This is a genomic window from Corynebacterium sp. ACRPS (genome assembly GCF_022346005.1).
Lineage (GTDB): Bacteria > Actinomycetota > Actinomycetes > Mycobacteriales > Mycobacteriaceae > Corynebacterium.
Genome location: NZ_JAKRMY010000001.1, coordinates 205,873 through 225,454 on the forward strand (window position 1 = coordinate 205,873; position 19,582 = coordinate 225,454).

The following is a 19,582-nucleotide window of genomic DNA, read 5'->3' on the forward strand; positions in this document are numbered from 1 at the left end:
TCTGCGCGCTAAACTCGGACAAAATCACTGTTGAAGGGATTACCCCACCATGCTTATCTGCCAAGAAATGTTCCTCCTGCTGACCAAGGACAACGGTAAAAAGGAGGCAGTGACCAATAACGAGACCGCCTTGAGCGCCGGCCTTTTTAGCGATTTACTCATGCATGACGCGGTTGGCATAAGTGCAAAGAATAAGGTGCACGCCACGGATAAAAAGCCAGAGCACCCAGTGCTTGCTTGGGCGTGGGATGGCCTGCACGAGCGCCGGACCAGCTCGGTCAAGACGCTACTGCAGGCGAGGTGGTTCTCCCCGCGCGAGAAGATTGCCCAGGATTTTAGGGACCACGGCCAATTGGAGATTGAGGATGCCGCGTGGTGGCAGCTGGGTGGCGACCGCTACATCATGACGGACACGGCGCTAGAAGATGAGGTGCGCGAGAGGCTCGCTGCGGTGCTTGATGGCACCCAAAACCCAAGCGTCAAAGACATGATTATCTTGGATATTCTCCGCGAGGTTAAAGGGGCCTATCCCCTGCTCAAGGAGGACGCGCCCGAAATGAAACGCCGAGAGATGCGCAACCGCATCAAAGAATTAAAACAACAGGTGGATTACGACGATGCCGCCGCCTCTGCGGTAAAAACCATACTGCAGGAGACGACGGCGATTATCACGGCGGTTGCGGCATCAACCGCAGCCACGACTTAGACCGAGGGCAGATTACTTCTTCATCTGCTTAGCGCGGGAGGCGGCGCGCTTGCGGTCGGTGGCGGAAAGCTCGAGCTTGCGCACGCGCAGCACGTCTGGAGCAACCTCGACGCACTCGTCGTTGCCACAAAATTCCAGCGCTTCTTCCAGCGAGAGCGTGTGGGCCTTGGCCAGGGTGACCGTGGCGTCTGCGGTGGCAGAGCGCATATTGGTCAGCTTCTTTTCCTTGGTGATGTTGATGTCAATATCCTCATCGCGGTTATTGGCACCCACCACCATGCCTTCGTAGGCCTCAGCACCTGGCTCGACGAAGAAGTTGCCGCGGTCAGCCAGCTGCATCAGTGCGTACTGGGTGATCTGGCCGGTGCGGTCAGCCACCAGGGAGCCGGTGGCGCGGGACTTGATTTCGCCGGCCCAGACATCGATGCCATCGGAGATGGAGTTGGCGATGCCGGCGCCACGGGTTTCGGTCATGAACTGGGTACGGAAGCCGATGAGGCCACGGGCGGGAACGCGGAAGATCATGCGCACCCAGTCGCCCTCGCGCACGTCCATGGACTGCATCTGGCCCTTGCGGGAAGCCAGCAGCTGGGTGATGGCGCCTTGGTGCTCCGACGGGGAGTCGATGGTGAGGATCTCGTAAGGCTCGTAGGTCTTGCCATCGATCTGCTGGGTAACAACCTGCGGCTTACCGATGGTCAGCTCGAAGCCCTCGCGGCGCATGGACTCGATGAGCACGGACAGAGCCATCTCGCCGCGACCCTGAACCTCCCAGGTATCTGGGCGCTCTGTGGGCAGCACGCGCAGGGAGACGTTACCGATAAGCTCCTGCTCCAAGCGGGCCTTGACCATGCGGGCGGTCAACTTGGTGCCGCCCCCGCGGCCTGCCATCGGCGAGGTGTTCACACCGATGGTCATGGAGATGGCCGGCTCGTCAACGGTGATGCGCGGCAGAGCCTCTGGGTTTTCCGGATCTGCGATGGTGTCACCAATCATGACATCGGAAATACCAGAGATGGCGACGATATCGCCGGCGATGGCCTCTTCGGCCGGCTGGCGCTCGAAGCCGACGGTGCGCAGTAGTTCGGCAACCTTGACGGTCTTGGTGTGCTGGTTGCCCTCATCATCGTAGTGGATCCAGGCCACCTGCTGGCCCTTCTTGATGCGGCCGGCGTAGATGCGCAGCAGCGCGATACGGCCGAGGAAGTCGGAGGCGTCAAGGTTGGTGACGTGCGCCTGCAGCGGGGCATCGACGGTAGCGGAAGGCTCTGGCAGGACGTTGTAGATGACATCGAAAAGCGCCTGCAAGTCCTTGCTATCGGGGACGTTGCCGTCGCCCGGGTTCTCGGTGGAGGCAACGCCGGCGCGGCCGGAGGCGTACAGAACCGGGAGATCGAGCAGCTCTTCAGCGGCGGCTGCGGCTTCCTCGTCCTCGAGGCCAGCTGCGATTTCCAGCAGCAGGTCCTGGGACTCGGTGACAACCTCGTCGATGCGGGCATCGGGGCGGTCGGTCTTGTTCACGCAGACGATGACCGGCAGTTTGGCCTCTAGCGCCTTGGTCAGGACGAAGCGGGTCTGTGGGAGGGGGCCCTCAGAGGCATCGACAAGCAGCACGACGCCGTCCACCATGGAAATGCCGCGCTCAACCTCGCCGCCAAAGTCGGCGTGGCCCGGGGTGTCGATGACGTTGATGATGAGGTCTGCGCCGTCCTTGCCCAGACCCTGGCGGCGGATGGCCGTGTTCTTGGCCAAAATGGTAATGCCGCGCTCGCGCTCCTGATCGTTGGAGTCCATGACGCGGTCCGTGTGCTCACCGTGTTCGCCAAAAGCACCGGACTGCTCCAGCATGCCGTTGACCAACGTGGTCTTGCCATGGTCAACGTGCGCGACAATGGCAACATTACGGAACTCGGTATTACTCACTAGTTGGGTTCTCCTTCGGAGGATCTACAAGCGCTGGTGCGCGAGAAATGTTCTTGAACGACGTCCTACGATACCCCCTAACAGGGCATAGTGCAGCATTGGGGAGCCAAGACGCGACCCAGGCAACCCCGTAACGTCACGCGCGCCTGAAACGACCTACTACTTGACACTTCCCAGCGGATCACTATCGTTACTAGAGTTATTACTGTTACTGCTGTGACTGGTGGGACTATACTGCTTCCCCTCCGCGAGACAATAAGGACCTGATACCGTGAGCCACGCCCGAACTTCCTGGCGCCTAAGCGGACGCACCGGCTACATCGCCGCTGCCACCGCCGCGCTTATTGGCCTCGCTTCTCCCCTGGTAGCGCCCGCACAGGCCTTCGCCCCGGATCTCTCATCGCTGGCACAACAACACATGCCCGCCAGCCCGTTGGATGAGCTCGGCCGCCCCACTCAGGAGACCCAAGACCGCGTGCGCGCCTTTGCCGCGCAGCCGTGGATCCCCGAAGAGGCCCGCAATGCTATCTTGTCTGCCTTGGACTTCTTTGCCGGCAACGGCGACGGTAGTGGCGGTGTCGCTATGCCGCAGGGCGATAATCCACACTTCCGGCAGTTTTATTGGCCTACCGTCTCCGCGCACTGCATCGGTGGCACCAACGCCGCCACAGGCTCTGCCATCGCGGTACCTGGCCCTACGGAAATTCCTGCCCCCGGCGCCGGCGAGGGCGAGACCGCCTTCCTCTTTACCGCCCTGGGCACCCCTCCGGCAGCACCGGACCAAGAAGGCATGAACGTGCAGTGGTTTAATATCAACACCCTGCAAAGCGGCATTACCCCGCTGCACAATAACGGTATCAATCAGGATGGTCCGACGACGCTGTCCGGCACGGCCCACACGGGCAAGGGCCTGGTCGTCGCGCTGCTCTCCGGTTCCGTGAATACCACCGAAGCGCGCTGCGATTTCGCCCCCACCGCCGCCTTCCTAGAGGTGAAGTAATGGCCGTTGATCTCCACCCAGTCAAGCGGGAGACCTTTAATACCGGGAACTTCACCAATACCGATCCCAAGGGCTACCTGCGCCAGGTCGATACCTACACCGAAACCGAGTTTGGCCTGTATATGGCACGCGGTGCCGATCACCCGCGCTTTGGCTACCTCGAATCCTGGCTGCTGCCCAGCCTGAACCTGCGCGCGAATATCTTCCACTTCCGCCCCGGCATCGAGGTGGAGCAGGACTTTTATATCGACGTCGCCGAGATCCAGCGCCAGGGCAACGAGTGGACCACCCGCGATCTCTACGTCGACCTGGTCACCACCACCGGCGAGCCGATTACCGTCCTCGACATCGACGAGCTCTCCGCGGCGACGTCCGCGGGCCTCATTTCCGCCGAGGACGCCGAGCTCGCCATCGACACCACCCTGGACGCGGTCGAGGGAATTACCCGCCACGGCGACGATGCAATGGCCTGGCTTGCCCACCACGGCATAGACTTGTCCTGGTCAGAAAACGTAACTTTAGCCCCCGAAGGATAAGCCATGGCCGGTGGCCTTTTCGCCCTGCTTGACGATGTCGCCCTCATAGCCCGCGCCGCCGCCTCCAGCGTCGACGATGTGGCCGCCTTAGGCGGCAAGACATCTATGAAGGCCATCGGCGTCGTCGTCGATGATGCCGCAGTAACCCCGCAATACGTCGAGGGAATTAAACCGCAGCGCGAGCTGCCGATGATCTGGCGCATCACCAAGGGCTCGCTTATCAACAAGCTCGTCATCATCTTGCCGATTGCGATGATCCTGTTTTGGATCGCCCCATGGGCGCTCACGCCCATCTTGATGTGCGGCGGTACCTATCTGTGTTTCGAAGGCGCGGAAAAGATCCTCTCCTTCTTCAACTCCTCCCCTAGCGATGCAACCGATACCGTCCAGCACAAGGGTCCAGAGGCCGAAGATAGCTTGGTGAAATCCGCCATTACCACCGACCTCATCCTGTCTGCTGAGATCATGGTGATTTCCTTAAATGAAGTCATCGATCAGCCCTTCTGGCTGCGTCTCGGCGCGCTTATCGCCGTTGGCATCATCTTGACCTTGAGCGTCTACGGCGCCGTGGGATTGCTGGTCAAGATGGATGACATCGGCTTGGCCTTAACCCGGCGCCGCGATGGCAACTCCCCGCTGGGCAATGCCTTGGTCAAGGGTATGCCGATCGTGCTGGACATCATCGGCGTCATCGGCACCGCCGCCATGTTATGGGTAGGCGGGCATATCGTCACCACAGGCCTGCACGAATTCGGGGTAGACCAACCGCATGGACTTATCGAGGCCGCCACTGAACACATCCACAACGGCGCGCTGAGCTGGCTCGCCGAAACCGGCTTGTCCATGGTGTGCGGGCTCATCCTCGGCCTTGTCATCGCCAGCATCGTCATGGCCGTTAAGGCCTCGACCGGCTCGCCCTCTGCCACCTCGGCAGCGCAGCACTAAATTACATAAACAGCATGAGCGATACCGCCATAATGGCCATGCCGGCAATAAGGCCGTAGATGGCGTAGTGGTGCTCGCCGGTTTCTTCCGCGGTGGGAAGCAGCTCATCCAGCGAAATAAACACCATGATGCCAGCCACTGCGGCAAAGCTAATGCCCATGGTGGCCGGCCCCAATACCGGTAAGAGCAGGCCAAATCCGATGAGCGCGCCGAGCGGCTCAGCAAGCCCAGAAAGCGTGGCCCACCAGAAGGCCTTCTTGCGCGAGCCGGTCGCCTCCCGCAACGGCACCGCGACGGCGATGCCTTCCGGAATATTGTGGATGGCAATCGCCACGGCCACCGGCACCGCAATCTCCTTGGACTCCAGGCCCGATAAGAAAGTGGCAAAGCCCTCCGGAAAATTGTGCAGGCCCAGCGCGACCGCGGTAAATACGCCCGTCTTCATCAACCTGCCGCGCCGGGCATCTTCTTCCGTCGTGCCGGGTTCGTGCGGGTTAATTTCTTCTGGCACCATTCGGTCAATAATCGCGATGACCGCAATACCGGCGAAGAAGGCCCCTACCGCGGCCCAGGTGCCGGGTTTCTCGCCCCCGAGGGCGTCGCTAAGCTGCTCTATACCCTCCGGCAGGATTTCCATGAAGGAAACATAGAGCATCACACCCGCCGAAAGGCCCAGGGCCGCGGCCATAAATGCGGGCCCTGGCTGGCGCTTTCCCACCGCCAGCGCCCCGCCAATGGAGGTGGACAGGCCCGAGAGCAGCACCAATCCAAAGGCGAAGGCGAACGTGGACAAGGTCATGGTCTGTGACTGTACCTAACTAAAATTATCGAGCCTTAATGAGCGGGCGGGGTCTGTGCATCGTCATCGGTGGAGCCAGAGACGAACTCGCCATCGGCCACCGAAGGATCATCATCCACGTAGCGGCCGGCTTCATAGTCATATCCGATGGCGTGGCCTTCCTCATCGGTACGCGCGTACCACTCGGTGACCTCGGCGGCGGTGGAATCGAATTCGCCGCCGGTGGCGTAATCGGAGTCTCCCGCAGTGGGCTCGACCGACAGGGCAAAGTTATCGCCGTATTCGCGCACGCCGTGAATGACCGCATTGGACACGGCTTGGTGCTCGTAATAGTGGCGGATGGAGGCCGGATCGTGGCGCAGTTCCCTAATCAGGGCAATACACATCAACACGATGATGACGGCAAAGGGAAGCGCCGTAATGGTGATGAGGTTTTGCAGGCCTTGCAGCGCGTTTTTGCCACCGGACATGAGGATGACCACGGCGATGCCCGCCATGCAAATCACCCAAAAGACAGTAACAGTGGCTTTCGGCTGTGGGTTGCCGCGCTGGGTGAGCTGGGAGTTGACCAGCGAGGCTGAGTCCGCAGTGGTGATGAAAAATACCACGAGCATGACAATGACCAGCGGGGCCATCCAATTGGATCCGGGGAAATGGTCCAAGACGTTAAAGAAGATGTCTTCGGCCGCCGGCATGGAATCGATTGTGCCATCGGGGGCGATATCGCCATCGCGGCGCTGCAGCCAAATGGTGGTGCCGCCCAAGATGGTAAAAGCGGCGATGATGATAGCGGAAGGAATAAACAGCACGCCAAGGACGAATTGGCGGATGGTGCGACCGCGGGAAATCTTGGCCACGAATACGCCGACGAACGGCGACCAGGATACCCACCACGCCCAGTAGAACGTGGTCCACGAGGATAGGAAGGAGACCATATCTTCGCCCTCGCCCATGTTGGCGGACAACATTTCGGGGGTGTTGTCGAGGTACTCGATGATGACCGCGGGCATCATATTGGCCAGCAAGGCGGTTGGTCCGATGACGAAGAAGAAGATGGCGATGCCCAGCGCCAATGCCAGGTTGATATTGGATAGCCACCGCACGCCCTTAGCCACACCAGACACTGCGGAAAAGATGGTGCCGATGGACAGCACAATGATGATGACCAACGCCGCGGTATTGCCGGCGGTGGACCAGCCGCTGACGATTTCCACGCCGCGGCCGATCTGCAGCGCGCCAATTCCCAAAGTGGCCGCGGTGCCAAAGAGGGTGGCGATGATAGCCAGGCCATCGATAATGCGCGCCGGTGTGGAATCGGTGGAGCGGTTGCCAAAAAGCGGCATCAAGATAGAGCTCATCAGGGGTACGCGCCCGCGGCGGAAGGATACATAGGCCACGCACAGCCCGACGATGGCGTAGATGGCCCACGCATTAAGGCCCCAGTGCATGGCCGATTGGGCCAGCGCGCCAAGCACCGCTTCATCGCTGGCGGCCTCATAGGCACCTGGGCGCGGCGAGAGATAATGGGTAAGCGGTTCGTAGGGTCCGAAGAAGATAAGCCCGATGCCGATGCCCGCACCAAAGAGCATGGCGGCCCAGCTAATCGTGGAAAACTCCGGCTTTTCGCCATCCACGCCGAGTGGGATTTTCCCGTACTTGGAAAAGGCCAGAATCAGCAGCAGGAACATCAGGAAGGTGGCCAGCGCCGTAAAGATCCAGCCTAGGTTGCGCATAACCCAGTCCAGGGCCGTAGAGGAGGTATTAAAGACCTGTTCGGGGGCGAGCACTCCCCACACCACGAAGGCGATAACGAGCCCACCGACGACGCTCAGGATGGTCTTATCCACACCGTATTTAACCTTTTGGTCCTCGATGGATACGCCAGGGACCAAGGCGGGGTGGATATTGTGCGGGTAGATGATGTCGTGCAGGATGCGCTTGGCACCGCGCACGCGCTTTTGGCTTTCTTCCGTATTATTAACGTTTTCCAGCCCATTGGTGGTTCCGTTATCGGGCCGGGGCGATGAATTAGATGACAAAGCCCTACTCCTATTTCGTTATGCACTTTTCAACTTGAGGGAATCATTAATACGTTAACGAACATTGGCTAAAACCACCGACTAAGCGCTGTTTTACCCCCACATGCGTAAAATGAGATCCGTACGTTACGCCCCGCTTTAAAGCTTTGGAGTTACTTTTCCTATGGTGCCCTACCCGCTTGCGACCAGCTACTTCGGCGTCGAACACGTCGCCATCTTGGAACATGTCATCTCCGGCACGGTGCTGAGCATTCCTGGCGTGGGTAGTCAGCCTGCTCTTATCGATGTCTCTTTAGAGCCCGATACCTACTCCAACGGCTGGCGGGTGCGTTCGGAGTTTGGCTTCATCGGTTTTCTCGATGAGGTTGAGGCGGCCGAATACCCTGACCTGCACCGATTGAAGGCCTCACAGGCCACCCCGCAGACGGTGGCCACGGTCGGCATCGTTGACGGCGAACTCGAGGTCGCCGTCTCCCTCGGGCTGTGGCCGTGGCTGCTACCGGTCAATGACCAACCGGCCGAATCAGTACTTCTTGCCGGCGGCCATGGTGCAGTGATTGATACTGGGGCAGGCGATCTGACCGATGAGCAGCTATCTCACTTTGATACGCAGCAATTCTTTGTCACGCTCAAGGTCATCGATAACGCCGTCGTGGCCTCCTGTGGGGATACTGTGCTGGGACCGTGCGGGGCATTAAGCCAGCTGCCGGGCCTGCGCACCGCGTATGCGGCGGCGCAAGAGGCCGGTACTGTGTTGGCCGCCCGTGCCTATAGCGGCGGCGGGATGATCGCGATAGATATCCCGGTAGCGGATGCCACAGAAGCCGAATTATTCTCCCCTGCGGTACCGCCCCTGCGCGTGCCGTCCGGCCGCACCGTGCTGCCTAATGCCACCACCTCCCGTCCTACCACCCCAGCCCCGCCCGAGGAATGGGAGTTCGCGCTGGAGTCCGCCGACATTGCCGGCGATCTTCCCACCGGCTCCCGCCGCCCGGTCAGTCCCGATACCAATGTAGACACTGCGGTCACTGGTTCTGCCGAAGCCTCGCCCGCACCTCGTGCCCGCGACGAGGGCGAGGCTGCGGCACCGCCTGCTAGCAGCGGCTTGGCTGACTTGGTCTCGTCCATGCCGGGCTCACAGAACCTGAGCTGGCGCGCGCTTCCCGTAGCGGAGGAACCGGGCCGCTTTTCTTCCGAGTCCGCCCGCGTGCGCGCCCGGCGCGTGGCGCGCGAGCAGTCCCGCCCGCGCGGCGGAAACCACCGCAAATAGGTCGGCCGCCTCTGTTTAGCGCAGCGTGCGCTTGCCGCCCTCGCCGCGGCGGGTAATGCCGTGGGCATCGAGGTATTCCAGCAGAGGTATGGCCACCCGGCGGGTGGTCCCCAGCGCTTGCCGCGCGGCGGACAGGGTAAAGGGCTGCTCGAGTTCTTCTAGGAGCTCCCGTGCCTTGCCCGGTGCGTCCGGTAAGAGGATGATGCCGTCTTTGAGGCGTAGCAGGCGCCCGGCGCGCTCGGCGGCGGCCAGTTCTTTCTCGCTCAACCCCAGCTCTTTAAGTTCGTGCGCCTCTGGTGCCGCGAAGGGATCCTTATTTAACCTGCTCTCCAATTCGGCCACGGCGGTCTCGGCGGCGCCGAGATCCACGCTGTGGCCGGGCAGGCGGATAAGCCCTTCGGATTCCTCCGCGTGCGCGGCGGCTACCGCCAGGCGCAGGAGCGCGTTGTCCGTGAGCCCCAAGGCATCGAGTGCCGCCTTGCGGGGCATCCCGGGTGCGAGCGGGTTAGCCGCGGCGTGTTCCTGCAGCGCGGTAGTCAGCGCTTCTTTCCAGCGCGTTACCTGGCGGGCGGCAATCCACCACTGGTCGAAGTTAATGACGCCCTGCGGGGCGGCGTCGGTGTCATAACCATCGAATTCCAAGTCCACGCGCCGGGCATAGCCCACGCGCTGCAGGTAGGAGGAAGGATTGCGGAAGGAGCTTAACTCAGCCAGTGCGTTAGCCCGCTTGCGGGCGGCACCGCGGCGGTCTAACTCCGGCGGGCGCACGTCGATGACCTCCACGCCGGCGCTGACATGGCGGCCACCGGGGCTGCGGACAACCAAGCGATCCAGGAGGACTAGCGGCAGAGCGCGCGTTAGGCGCAGGCGGGCAAAATCCGCTGACAGCGGCCGCAGATGCGCTTCTATCCCGGCGGTGCCGCAGTGGACCACGAGGTTATCGGGCAGTTCATCAAGCGCGGTGCCAAAGGTGCGGTGGACGTCCACGGTATCGACGCCGCGCCACGCATCGGGGCTCAGCAGCAGGTCACCGCGGTGGATATCGGCGGCATCGACCCCGCGCAGGTTAACCGCGGCACGTGTTACGGGGCCCAAGGATTCCTGCGCGGTATTTTCGCTGTGCAGGCCGCGGATCTCCACGCGATTGGCGCCCTCTGCGGTGGAGAGCACCAGGGCATCGCCGGTGCGCAGCGTGCCAGCGCTCAGCGTCCCGGTCACCACGGTTCCCGCGCCCTTGACGCTAAAAGCGCGGTCGATCCACAGGCGCACAGGGGCATCGGTGTCGGGTGCGGGCACGCGGGCGACCAAATCATCGAGCGCCGCGCCCAGTTCCGCCAGGCCCTCGCCGGTGTGGGAGGAAACGGGGATGATGGGGGCATCGGCAAGCGGCGTGGCAGAAAACTGCGTGCGCACTTGGGCGGTGACCTCCGCGCGGCGCTTTTCATCGGCGCGGTCGCTGCGGGTCAGGGCGATAATGCCGTGCTCGATACCCAGCGCGTGCAGCGCGTCGCGGTGGTCGGTGGATTGGGCCTGCCAGCCCTCGTCCGCGGCGACCACGAAGAGCACCACGGAGGCAGGCCCCACCCCGGCGAGCATATTGCCAAAGAACTTTTCGTGGCCGGGGACATCGACAAAGGCCACGTCCGCACCGGAAGGCAGCGACGTCCACACAAAGCCTAAGTCAATGGTCAGCCCGCGGCGCTTTTCCTCAGCCCACCTATCCGGATCCATGTCCGTTAAGGCGCGCACCAGGCTGGACTTGCCGTGATCGACGTGGCCGGCGGTCGCGATGACGTACACCTACATCACCGCCCGGATGGCCGCGATGAGCTCCTTGTCCTGGGCCTCGGGCACGCAGCGCACGTCAATGAGGCAGCGGCCTTGGTGCTGGCGCGCCACCACCGGTGGGGTGTGCTGTCGCAGTTTTGGCGCAAGTTCCTCCGGCAGCGCCACCGCAACGCCGGGCAGCGGGTACTCGGGGGCTCCTCCCCCGCCCACGCGGCCAGCGTGCTCAACAATCTCGCCGCCCACCGCCGCGGCGATGGCCTCGGTGCGCGCGCGGTGGCGCGCCGGGTCAAGGTGGAGGGCCTGCTGCACCGCATTGGCGGGCGTTGTGATTGCAGCCTCCAGGGCATTAAGCCGCAGCTTATCTATGCGCACCGCCCGCGCCAACGGGTGCTTTTTCACCGCCGCAATCGCGTCCTTGGTGCCCAATAAAATGCCGGCCTGCGGCCCGCCCAAAAGCTTATCGCCCGAGGCGATGACGATATCCGCCCCGGCCTTGAGCTGCGCATGAATATCGGGCTCGTCTGGCAGCACCGGATCGTGGGTGAGCAAGCCCGAGCCGAGATCCACAATGAGGTGTGTACCCTGCTTCTTCGCCAGGCGCGCCAGCTCGCCCACGCCCACCGAGGAGCTAAACCCCTCAATCCGAAAATTGGACGGGTGCACCTTCACAATCGCACCGGTCTCCTCCCCCAGCGCGCCTTCATAATCGTGGAGGTGCGTCCGGTTGGTCGCGCCCACCTCGCGCAGGCGCGTCGCGGTGGATTCAATAAGTTCCGGCAGGCGGAACCCCGCACCGATTTCAATGAGCTCGCCGCGCGAGATGATGACCTCCTTGCCCGGCGCCAGCGCGGCCGTGGCCAGCAATAAGGCCGCCGCACCGTTATTGACCACCAGCGCATCCTCCGCGCCGGGGCACGCCGCCAAAAGCGCCTGGGTGGCACCGGCACCGCGCCGGGACGAGCGCCGCCCGGTGTCTAGATCCATTTCCACGTCGGTATATCCGGCCGCTGCCTGCAGCGCGTCGATCGCGGCATCAGGCAGCGGTGCGCGTCCCAAGTTCGTATGGATGATCACGCCGGTGGCGTTGATGACCGGCTGCAAGGAATGGATGCTGTGGTCTGCCAAGCGCCGCGCTATTTCTTCCTCCACGCCGGCAACGGGCACGTCCCCGCGGCGGGCGGCGGACAGCACGCCTTGAATCATGGCGCGGATGGCATGTTCGGCGATTATCTCCCGCGCGCTTTCTACCGCGGGGAGCCGCAAGAGCTCATCCATGCGGGGTAAATTCCGGCGGGGATCACGGGCATTATTCGCGGGGCGACCAGCGTTATGGCTCGGCACTCGTTTTCCTCCTTGCGCGCTTTTGGCGGAGACGGACAGGAATCGAACCTGCCAGACCGAGATGCTCGGCCTCACCGGTTTTGAAGACCGGGGCGCCCACCAGGACACGTACGCCTCCGCCTGGCTACTTTACAGATCCCGCGCGCGGCCCACCGCCGCCGCCCCACCACTTTCCGACGGGTAAAATGACCAGCATGACGGAGCAGATTAATCTAACCTCTTTCGCAGCCGGTGGCGGCTGCGCCTGCAAGATTCCCGCCGGGGAATTGGAATCGGCGGTAGAAGGGCTCATCGGCAAGGCCGATCCCAACGTCTTGGTCGGCCTCGACGATGGCGATGATGCCGCAGCGGTCAAGATCGACAACGGCCTCGCCGTGATTTCTACCGCAGACTTTTTCACCCCCATGGTCAATGATCCCTATACCTGGGGCCAGATCGCCGCGGCCAATGCGCTATCTGATGTCTACGCCATGGGTGGCACCCCCATTACCGCCATCAACCTCGTGGGCTGGCCCAATGAGAAGCTCGGCTTGGACGTCCTGCGCGAGGTGCTGCGCGGCGGCATGGATAAGGCCACCGAGGCGGGCATTTCCATCACCGGCGGCCACTCCATTACCGCCCCAGAGCCCTTGTACGGCATGGCGGCGACGGGCATCGTCGATCCCGATAATCTCATGCGCAACGATGCCGCTGAGGCCGGGCTGCCCATTACGCTGACCAAGCCCATCGGCGTGGGCATTTTGAATAATAAGCACAAGGCCACCGGCGAGGTATCCCAGGCCGCCATCGATTCCATGACCGCGCTCAACCGCCAGGCCGCCCAGGATGCGGTCGCCGCCGGTGCGCGCGCGGCCACCGATGTCACCGGATTCGGGCTGCTCGGCCACCTGTACAAGATGTGCCGCGCCTCCGGGGTGTCGGCCGAGCTGGACTTTTCCGCCGTGCCCACCGTAGACGGTGCCACCGACGCTCTCGCGGAAGGCTTTATCCCAGGCGGTTCGCGCCGCAACCTGGATTGGGTGCGCCCACACCTGCAGCCCTCTTCCCTCTCGGAGGAAGAGCTAGTGCTGCTTGCCGATGCCCAAACCTCCGGCGGCCTCCTCATCATCGGCGAGGTCCCGGGCTACCCGGTCATTGGTCGCACTAAGCCGCTTTCTAACGATGCCTACATCACCATTTCCTAAGATGAATCACCGCATTTTTAGCCTTCCCCTTGCCACCCTCGCCCTCGGCGCGGGCCTTGTCGCCTGCGCCGACGAGACCACCAACCGCAGCTGCTCGCCCATCGAATTATCGGAACTGCGCACTTCCCTGCCAGACACCCTCATAGGCGCTAACCAGGATCCCGATTCCACCAGCGATGAGGATGACTCCTTCTCCGTGCTCTACGGCGGCGATTCGCCGGAGAAGGTTAGCGTGCTGGGCACGAAATACGAGTCCGATAATGAGGCCGTATGCCCCGATGACCCTGATGCGGCGGCGGAGCGCTACTTGCAGCTGGTCAATGAGGACATCGATAAGCAAAATGCCGCCCAAGGCCGTGCGGGAAATGAGTACAAGCCATTCGATTTCACCGCCGCGGACCGGCATTTTTATTGCTCGGCCTGGGAGGTTGAGGATGCCATCTCGACCACCTGCGTGACCACGGTCCATGACGCGGCCGTCAATTATTACCTCCACCGCGATTCCGAGTCCTTAGAGGCCGAGCAATCGCGCATGCAGGAGATCGGTGAAGAACTCGCCGATTCCTTCGCCAACCTCGACTAAGCCTGGCCAGTCCTCGCTAGCCTGCGCTGAGTACGTCGGTGGCAAGCCCCTGCTCGCGCCGGCGCCGCTCCGCGCGGCGCTTCTGCGGACCCATCGTGGTGGCCGGGTTCTTGACCGCCGCCAAGCCCGCGTTGAGCACGCCAAAGCGCGTGCACGCGGATCCGGCCATCAAGGCCAGGCCCGAAGCCACGGATACGGCGCGGGACTTCGTCGCTGCTGCCACCGCGCTGCCCACACCGCCAGCGGCAATCAAGTACTCCGAGGCGCGCATGAGCTTTCCCGGCGTGCCGCGATGCAATTCCTCGCGCGGCTCCTGCTCCATCTTGTGTTCTAGCACCTTCGTCGCCGCGATATCGCTGGCCGCGGCCGCCATGCCCAAGGCGCGGGCGGGACCGGCGTATTTCACCGGGGTGGTGACCATGGCCAAGCCAGAGGCCGCTGCCGAGGCAGAGGATACAAAGACATAGGGCAGGTGCCGCTTCATGTCATTCCACACCGGGTTGGACGTATTGGACAGCAATACCGCCGTATATCCGGCTAGCGGGCCACCGAGCAGGCCGGTTATCACCCCGGCCGGAGTTGCGGCCTTGCCCAGGCTCGCGCGTAGCCACTTCGGCAGCGGCAGCTTCCGCTTGGTCGCGTTATCAACCTCTACCACAGCCGGAATCGCCGCCGCGGTGGAAAAGCCCGCAAGCAGCCAGGATCCGAGCGACATCGGCGAGGTCACTTTGAAGACGCGGAACATATTCAACGCGCGCTCCGGCCGGCCCAGATCCAAAATCAAAAAGACCGAACCGGCGGCCGCCGCGCCAAAGGCCGCTACCCGCGTGGTCCGGCGCAAAGGTGCGTTGCCTGCGGCCTGTGCACCGGTGGCGAGAAGGCCCGAACCGCCGGCAATGCCGCCCAAGAAGAAATACCCACCGATGGGCCACTCCCACGGCGGGGCCTTGACTACCGGCCTGCCGTAATAGGAAGAAAACTCGAAGTCTTCGGCCATCCGCTCCTCTTTGGAGCCATCCTGCGCACCCGCACCCGGGCGCTTGCGCTTCTTCTTGCGCTTCGGCCCATCGAAGTTGCGGTAGCGATTCGGCCGCTCCGGCTGCGGTGGCCGGTACTCATCAAAACCGCTCATTTGCGCCCTCCAATCAAAAAGGAACCCGCCACGGCCAGCGCCATCCCGCCGATGGCCTTGGCCGCGGTCTTATACATACTCGGCAAATCCGCGGTGGGCACGCGCGGGTCCGGCGGCAGGCCATAGACCTCTGGCGAATCCAGCAATAAGAAGATAGAGCCGGTTCCGCCCACGCCATCGTTATCATTGGCGCCATAGAGCCGCGCCTCCGTTATGCCCTGTTCGTGCAGGGCGCGCACACGATCCCTCGCCGCGGCCAGCATGTCCTCATAGGTACCGAATTGGATGGAATCGGTGGGGCACGTCTTGGAGCACGCCGGCTTCTCGCCCTGTTTCAGGCGGTCATAGCACATGGTGCACTTCTGAGCGACGCCCACATTCTTAATCGGCATCGCCTCGCCCGGCGTGTGATCCGCGCCTTGGGGCTTGCGCTGCTTGAGCTTTTTCAGCACATTGATGCCGGCGTGTGAATTATCCTGATAATCCACGGTCGCGGTCTTATCGTATTTCAGCGACACCCCACCATCATCACGGCGTTCGATGACGCCAAAGGGGCACCCCGCCACGCAGGTTCCGCAGCCATTGCACACATCATCTTGGACGACCACGGTGCCAAACTCGGTGCGGAAGAGCGCGCCCGTGGGGCACACGTCCAAACACCCTGCATGCGTGCAGTGCTTGCAGACATCCGAGGACATCAACCACCGGAACGTATCCGTATCCGGCGGAGTGGTATCGACCTCGTCCGGCTTTCCACCGATGGTGGGCATGCCCAGGGAAATAAGCTGTTTTCCCTCTTCGCGCGCCTTCTCAATGCGGTCATTGTTTTGTTCCACAAAGGCTACGTGCCGCCACGTATTAGCACCCAAGGCACCGGTGTTGTCATAGGAATCACCGGTGACGTCATATCCCTCTACTGGGTTGCGATTCCATTCCTTGCACGCCACCTCGCAGGCCTTGCAGCCGATGCACACGGACGTATCGGTGAAAAAGGCCATGCGGCGGTAGGAATCATAGCCGTGCCGGCCCGCGTCCTCGGTCAGTAGATTAGTCATTTACTTACCTTCTTCGCCATTACTTGCCGTCTGGCCGTCACTACTCTCTACCCCAGACTGGCTATGCTTTTCGGGCTCGGGGTTATAGGTAAACGAGTCCGGAACCGACAACAAATCATTGCCGGAATCCACACTTAACTGCGCCCGCTCTTGGTACTGCTTGAGCAGCTTCAAGCGGCCTTCTCCCCTCGGCCTGCGGCCCGGCTGGATATCGCAGGCACCAATCTTCGAGTTCTGAATGAACACATTCGGCTCGAGGGTAAGGCCCAAGAGATCGTTGGCGCCGTCGCCTGCCACAGCGGTGGTCTCGGACTCGCCGTAGTGGAAGGGCAGGCCAATCTGGTGGAATTCTTCCCCATTGATTTTCAGCATCTGCATGCGATCGGTGACCAAAACCTGCGCCTCAATCACACCGCGCGGCGAGATAATCGTCGCCCACTCGCCATTTTCCAGGCCGCACTTTGCGGCCAAGTCTTTATCCACCTCGCAGAATAGGCCCGGCTGCAGCTCCGCCAGATAGGGCAGGCGGCGCGACATCGCGCCCGAGGTGTACATCTCCGTGAGGCGGTAGGTAGAAAATACAAACGGGAACACCTCCGCACCGGGCATCCCCGGTTCTGGGCGCTGCAGGTTATCCGGGCGTTTGATGGTCAAGCGCGTCGGCGATTGCTGCTGCTTATACAGCACGTTCGTAACCGGGGACTCCTGCGGCTCATAGTGGGTGGGCAGGGGGCCATCGGAAAGCCCGGAAGACGCAAAGAGCCAGCCGCGACCGTCCGCCTGCATGATGAAGGCGTCCGTGCCATCGAGGGCGTCTGGACCGACGGCATCGGCAGGAGCCTTGTACTCCGGCGACTTCGTCACTGGGAAGTCAGGGACGTCATCGCCTACCCACTTGCCCTGGGCCTCGTCCCACCACACGTACTTCTTGCGCTCGGACCACGGGGTGCCATCCGGCTTGGCCGAAGCGCGGTTATACAAAATGCGGCGATTAGCAGGCCAGACCCAGCCCCACTCGGGCGCAACCTCGTTCTGCTCCGAACCCGGGACCTTGCGCGCGGACTGGTTGACGCCATCCTTGTACACGCCGGTGTAGATCCAGCAGCCGCCGGAAGTCGTGCCGTCATTCTTCATCTCCACGAAGGAGGGCAAAAGCTCGCCCTTCTGTGGACCATCCAGGTAGTAGCCGTTGATCTCCTTGAGGACGTCCTCAGAGTTCGGCTCGCCTTCCTCATTTTCCACGTAATCCCACGTCACCTTCTGGAGCGGGAGATCGCGCGGATCAGTGGAATCGCGCAGGCGTTCCTTGAGCTTCTTACCCAGCTGGTAGAAGAACCACAGCTCGCTCTTGGCATCGCCTGGCGGCGGTGCCGCTTGGAAGCGCCACTGCAGCATGCGCTGCGTCTGGGTAAAGGTACCAGCCTTTTCCACGTGGGTGGCAGCGGGCATCAAGAAGACCTCGGTTTCGATGTCTTCCGTCTTCAGCTCGCCGTTTTTAATCTCCGGCGCGTCCTTCCAGAACGATGCGGTTTCGATTTCCTGGAAATCGCGCACAACCAGCCACTTCAGCGATGCCAAACCACGGCGCTGCATGCCACCATTGGACTGCGCCACCGCCGGGTTTTGGCCGAAGACGAAGTAGCCTTCCACCTGACCATTGAGCATGGCCTGCAGGGTTTCGTAGGTAGAATGCGCGCCGGAAATGCGCGGCATGAGGTCATAGCCCCAGTTATTTTCCTTGGTCGCCGCATCTCCCCAGTAGGACTTCATCAAGGACACGGCGTAATTCTCGCCAATCTGCCAGAAGCCCTTTTGGGACTCATCCCGGATCTCGTCCACAAATTCCGGCCACGTCTGCTTTTCCACGCTCGGCATGGGCAGGTAGCCGGGTAGGGAGTGGAAGAGAGTCGGGATATCGGTAGAGCCCTGAATGGAGGCGTGCCCGCGCAAGGCCATGATTCCCGAGCCCGGGCGGCCCACATTGCCCATCAAAAGCTGCAAAATGGCAGCGGTACGGATGAACTGCGCACCCAAGGTGTGTTGGGTAAAGCCCAAGGCATAGGCGAAACACGTGGTGTGTTCCGGATCGGAGTTCTGCGCAATGGAATCTGCTAGGTAGTAGAAGTCTTCCTGCGCGATGCCGCAGGTTTCTTCTACCAGCTCAGGGGTATAGCGCGCATAGTGGCGCTTGAGAATCTGGAAGACCGAATTCGGGTGCTCCAGGGTGTCATCGCGCTCGACATTCCAGGAGGAACCTTCCGGCTTTTGCACGTACTGCCACGAATCGGTCACGTAAGTGCCGGTTTCCGGATCATAGCCAGAAAACAGTCCGTCCAGTTCCTCGGTGTCCTGGTAGTCCTCCGAGATAATCATCGGCGCATTGGTATATGCAACGACATAGTCGCGGAAGTACAGCTCATTTTGGAGCATATGGTTGATAACCGCGCCTAGCAGCACCACGTCGGTACCGCCGCGAATGCCAATGTGGCGGTTGGAGAACGCAGAGGTACGCGTATACCGCGGATCCACGTGGATAATGCGGGCACCACGCTTTTTGGCTTCTACGACCCACTGGAATCCCACTGGGTGGCACTCGGCCATATTCGAACCCTCGATGACGATGCAATCAGCATTCGCCATATCCTGCAGCGGTTGGGTTGCGCCGCCGCGGCCAAACGAAGTTCCTAAACTAGGAACTGTGGCGGAGTGTCATATGCGCGCCTGGTTTTCGAGCTGCACCGCACCGGCAGCGGTAAAAAGCTTCTTAATGAGGTAGTTTTCTTCATTATCCAAGGTCGCGCCACCAAGTCCAGCGACACCCATCGTGCGGTTTAGAGTCCGCCCCGAGTCATCGGTGTCTTGCCAGCCCTTCCGGCGTGCTTCCAAGAAACGATCCGCGATCATGTCCATCGCGGTGTCTTCATCCAGCTCCTGCCACTCGGTGGAGTGCGGTGCGCGGTACTTAATCTTGGTCAATCGCGTTGCGGAATTGACCAACTGCTCCGATGCCGAGCCCTTGGGGCACAAACGCCCGCGCGAAATCGGCGAATCCGGATCGCCCTCAATCTGGATGACTCGGTTATCTTTGACGTATACGCGCTGGGCGCAACCAACCGCGCAATATGGGCACACGGATTGCACCACGCGGTCAGCTTCTACCGTGCGCCCGTGCTTTTCCTTACTCTTGGTTGATTGCGTATTGATATCCCTGCCAAAGGGATCGCCGCTACGCAGCTGGCGCACGACCGGCCAGTTGAGAGGACTTAAGCGAGACATGACTT

At 61.8% G+C, this 19,582-nt stretch carries 15 protein-coding genes and 1 tRNA gene; 7 read left to right on the forward strand and 9 right to left on the reverse strand.

Annotated elements, in window-relative coordinates:
* The first annotated feature begins 49 nt into the window (after positions 1 to 49).
* Positions 50 to 706, forward strand: coding sequence for a GPP34 family phosphoprotein (locus tag MHX65_RS00960; RefSeq protein ID WP_239267908.1), 657 nt, complete (start codon positions 50 to 52; stop codon positions 704 to 706).
* A gap of 12 nt (positions 707 to 718) precedes the next feature.
* Here the strand turns inward: MHX65_RS00960 and typA are convergent, their stop codons facing one another.
* Positions 719 to 2,629, reverse strand: a complete 1,911-nt coding sequence (gene typA / locus MHX65_RS00965) for a translational GTPase TypA (protein ID WP_239267910.1) — start codon at positions 2,627 to 2,629, stop codon at positions 719 to 721.
* 271 nt (positions 2,630 to 2,900) lie between these two features.
* Here typA and MHX65_RS00970 point away from each other — a divergent pair, with 271 nt between their 5' ends.
* The 3 genes from MHX65_RS00970 to MHX65_RS00980 are packed head-to-tail and all read left to right on the forward strand — an operon-like array spanning position 2,901 to position 5,110.
* A complete protein-coding gene (locus MHX65_RS00970; protein WP_239267912.1) occupies positions 2,901 to 3,629 on the forward strand; it encodes an Rv1157c family protein in 729 nt (242 codons plus the stop codon).
* Positions 3,629 to 4,165, forward strand: a complete 537-nt coding sequence (locus MHX65_RS00975) for a DUF402 domain-containing protein (RefSeq protein WP_239267914.1) — start codon at positions 3,629 to 3,631, stop codon at positions 4,163 to 4,165. Before MHX65_RS00970 ends, MHX65_RS00975 begins: the two co-directional genes overlap by 1 nt.
* Positions 4,166 to 4,168: 3 nt before the next feature.
* Entirely contained in the window at positions 4,169 to 5,110 is a 942-nt protein-coding gene (locus MHX65_RS00980; RefSeq protein ID WP_239267916.1) for a DUF808 domain-containing protein, read from the forward strand.
* A gap of 1 nt (position 5,111) precedes the next feature.
* Here the strand turns inward: MHX65_RS00980 and zupT are convergent, their stop codons facing one another.
* Together zupT and MHX65_RS00990 are read right to left on the reverse strand one after the other, a co-directional pair.
* The gene (zupT, locus tag MHX65_RS00985; protein WP_239267918.1) at positions 5,112 to 5,909 is read right to left on the reverse strand and encodes a zinc transporter ZupT; all 798 of its coding nucleotides are present in this window, start codon (positions 5,907 to 5,909) and stop codon (positions 5,112 to 5,114) included.
* Between the two features lie 35 nt (positions 5,910 to 5,944).
* Positions 5,945 to 7,861 carry a BCCT family transporter gene (locus MHX65_RS00990; protein WP_370657776.1) on the reverse strand — a complete coding sequence of 639 codons (1,917 nt, stop codon included), beginning with the start codon at positions 7,859 to 7,861 and terminating at the stop codon, positions 5,945 to 5,947.
* Between the two features lie 250 nt (positions 7,862 to 8,111).
* On the opposite strand from MHX65_RS00990, the gene MHX65_RS00995 reads away from it, so the two are divergent.
* Positions 8,112 to 9,218 (forward strand): hypothetical protein, encoded by a 1,107-nt coding sequence (locus tag MHX65_RS00995; protein ID WP_239267919.1) that lies wholly within the window; start codon positions 8,112 to 8,114, stop codon positions 9,216 to 9,218.
* 15 nt (positions 9,219 to 9,233) lie between these two features.
* On the opposite strand, the gene selB is transcribed toward MHX65_RS00995, so the two are convergent.
* The 3 genes from selB to MHX65_RS01010 all read right to left on the reverse strand — a co-directional run bounded on the left by selB (position 9,234) and on the right by MHX65_RS01010 (position 12,465).
* On the reverse strand, positions 9,234 to 11,018 hold the full coding sequence (gene selB / locus MHX65_RS01000; RefSeq protein WP_239267922.1) for a selenocysteine-specific translation elongation factor: 1,785 nt from the start codon (positions 11,016 to 11,018) through the stop codon (positions 9,234 to 9,236).
* Positions 11,019 to 12,347 (reverse strand): L-seryl-tRNA(Sec) selenium transferase, encoded by a 1,329-nt coding sequence (selA, locus tag MHX65_RS01005; protein WP_370657775.1) that lies wholly within the window; start codon positions 12,345 to 12,347, stop codon positions 11,019 to 11,021.
* A gap of 23 nt (positions 12,348 to 12,370) precedes the next feature.
* Positions 12,371 to 12,465: transfer RNA gene (locus MHX65_RS01010), tRNA-Sec, on the reverse strand.
* A 76-nt stretch (positions 12,466 to 12,541) separates the two neighbouring features.
* Here MHX65_RS01010 and selD point away from each other — a divergent pair.
* Positions 12,542 to 13,531: a selenide, water dikinase SelD gene (gene selD, locus MHX65_RS01015; protein WP_239267924.1), complete on the forward strand. Its 990-nt coding sequence runs from the start codon at positions 12,542 to 12,544 to the stop codon at positions 13,529 to 13,531.
* A gap of 1 nt (position 13,532) precedes the next feature.
* Positions 13,533 to 14,114 carry a hypothetical protein gene (locus MHX65_RS01020; RefSeq protein ID WP_239267925.1) on the forward strand — a complete coding sequence of 194 codons (582 nt, stop codon included), beginning with the start codon at positions 13,533 to 13,535 and terminating at the stop codon, positions 14,112 to 14,114.
* Between the two features lie 16 nt (positions 14,115 to 14,130).
* Here MHX65_RS01020 and nrfD read toward each other — a convergent pair whose 3' ends face one another.
* The 3 genes from nrfD to fdnG are packed head-to-tail and all read right to left on the reverse strand — an operon-like array spanning position 14,131 to position 19,577.
* On the reverse strand, positions 14,131 to 15,246 hold the full coding sequence (nrfD, locus tag MHX65_RS01025) for an NrfD/PsrC family molybdoenzyme membrane anchor subunit (RefSeq protein ID WP_239267927.1): 1,116 nt from the start codon (positions 15,244 to 15,246) through the stop codon (positions 14,131 to 14,133).
* Positions 15,243 to 16,301: a 4Fe-4S dicluster domain-containing protein gene (locus MHX65_RS01030; protein WP_239267928.1), complete on the reverse strand. Its 1,059-nt coding sequence runs from the start codon at positions 16,299 to 16,301 to the stop codon at positions 15,243 to 15,245. The genes nrfD and MHX65_RS01030 overlap by 4 nt, the downstream gene beginning before the upstream one ends.
* Positions 16,302 to 19,577 (reverse strand): formate dehydrogenase-N subunit alpha, encoded by a 3,276-nt coding sequence (gene fdnG / locus MHX65_RS01035; protein WP_239267930.1) that lies wholly within the window; start codon positions 19,575 to 19,577, stop codon positions 16,302 to 16,304.
* Between the last annotated feature and the right edge of the window lie 5 nt (positions 19,578 to 19,582).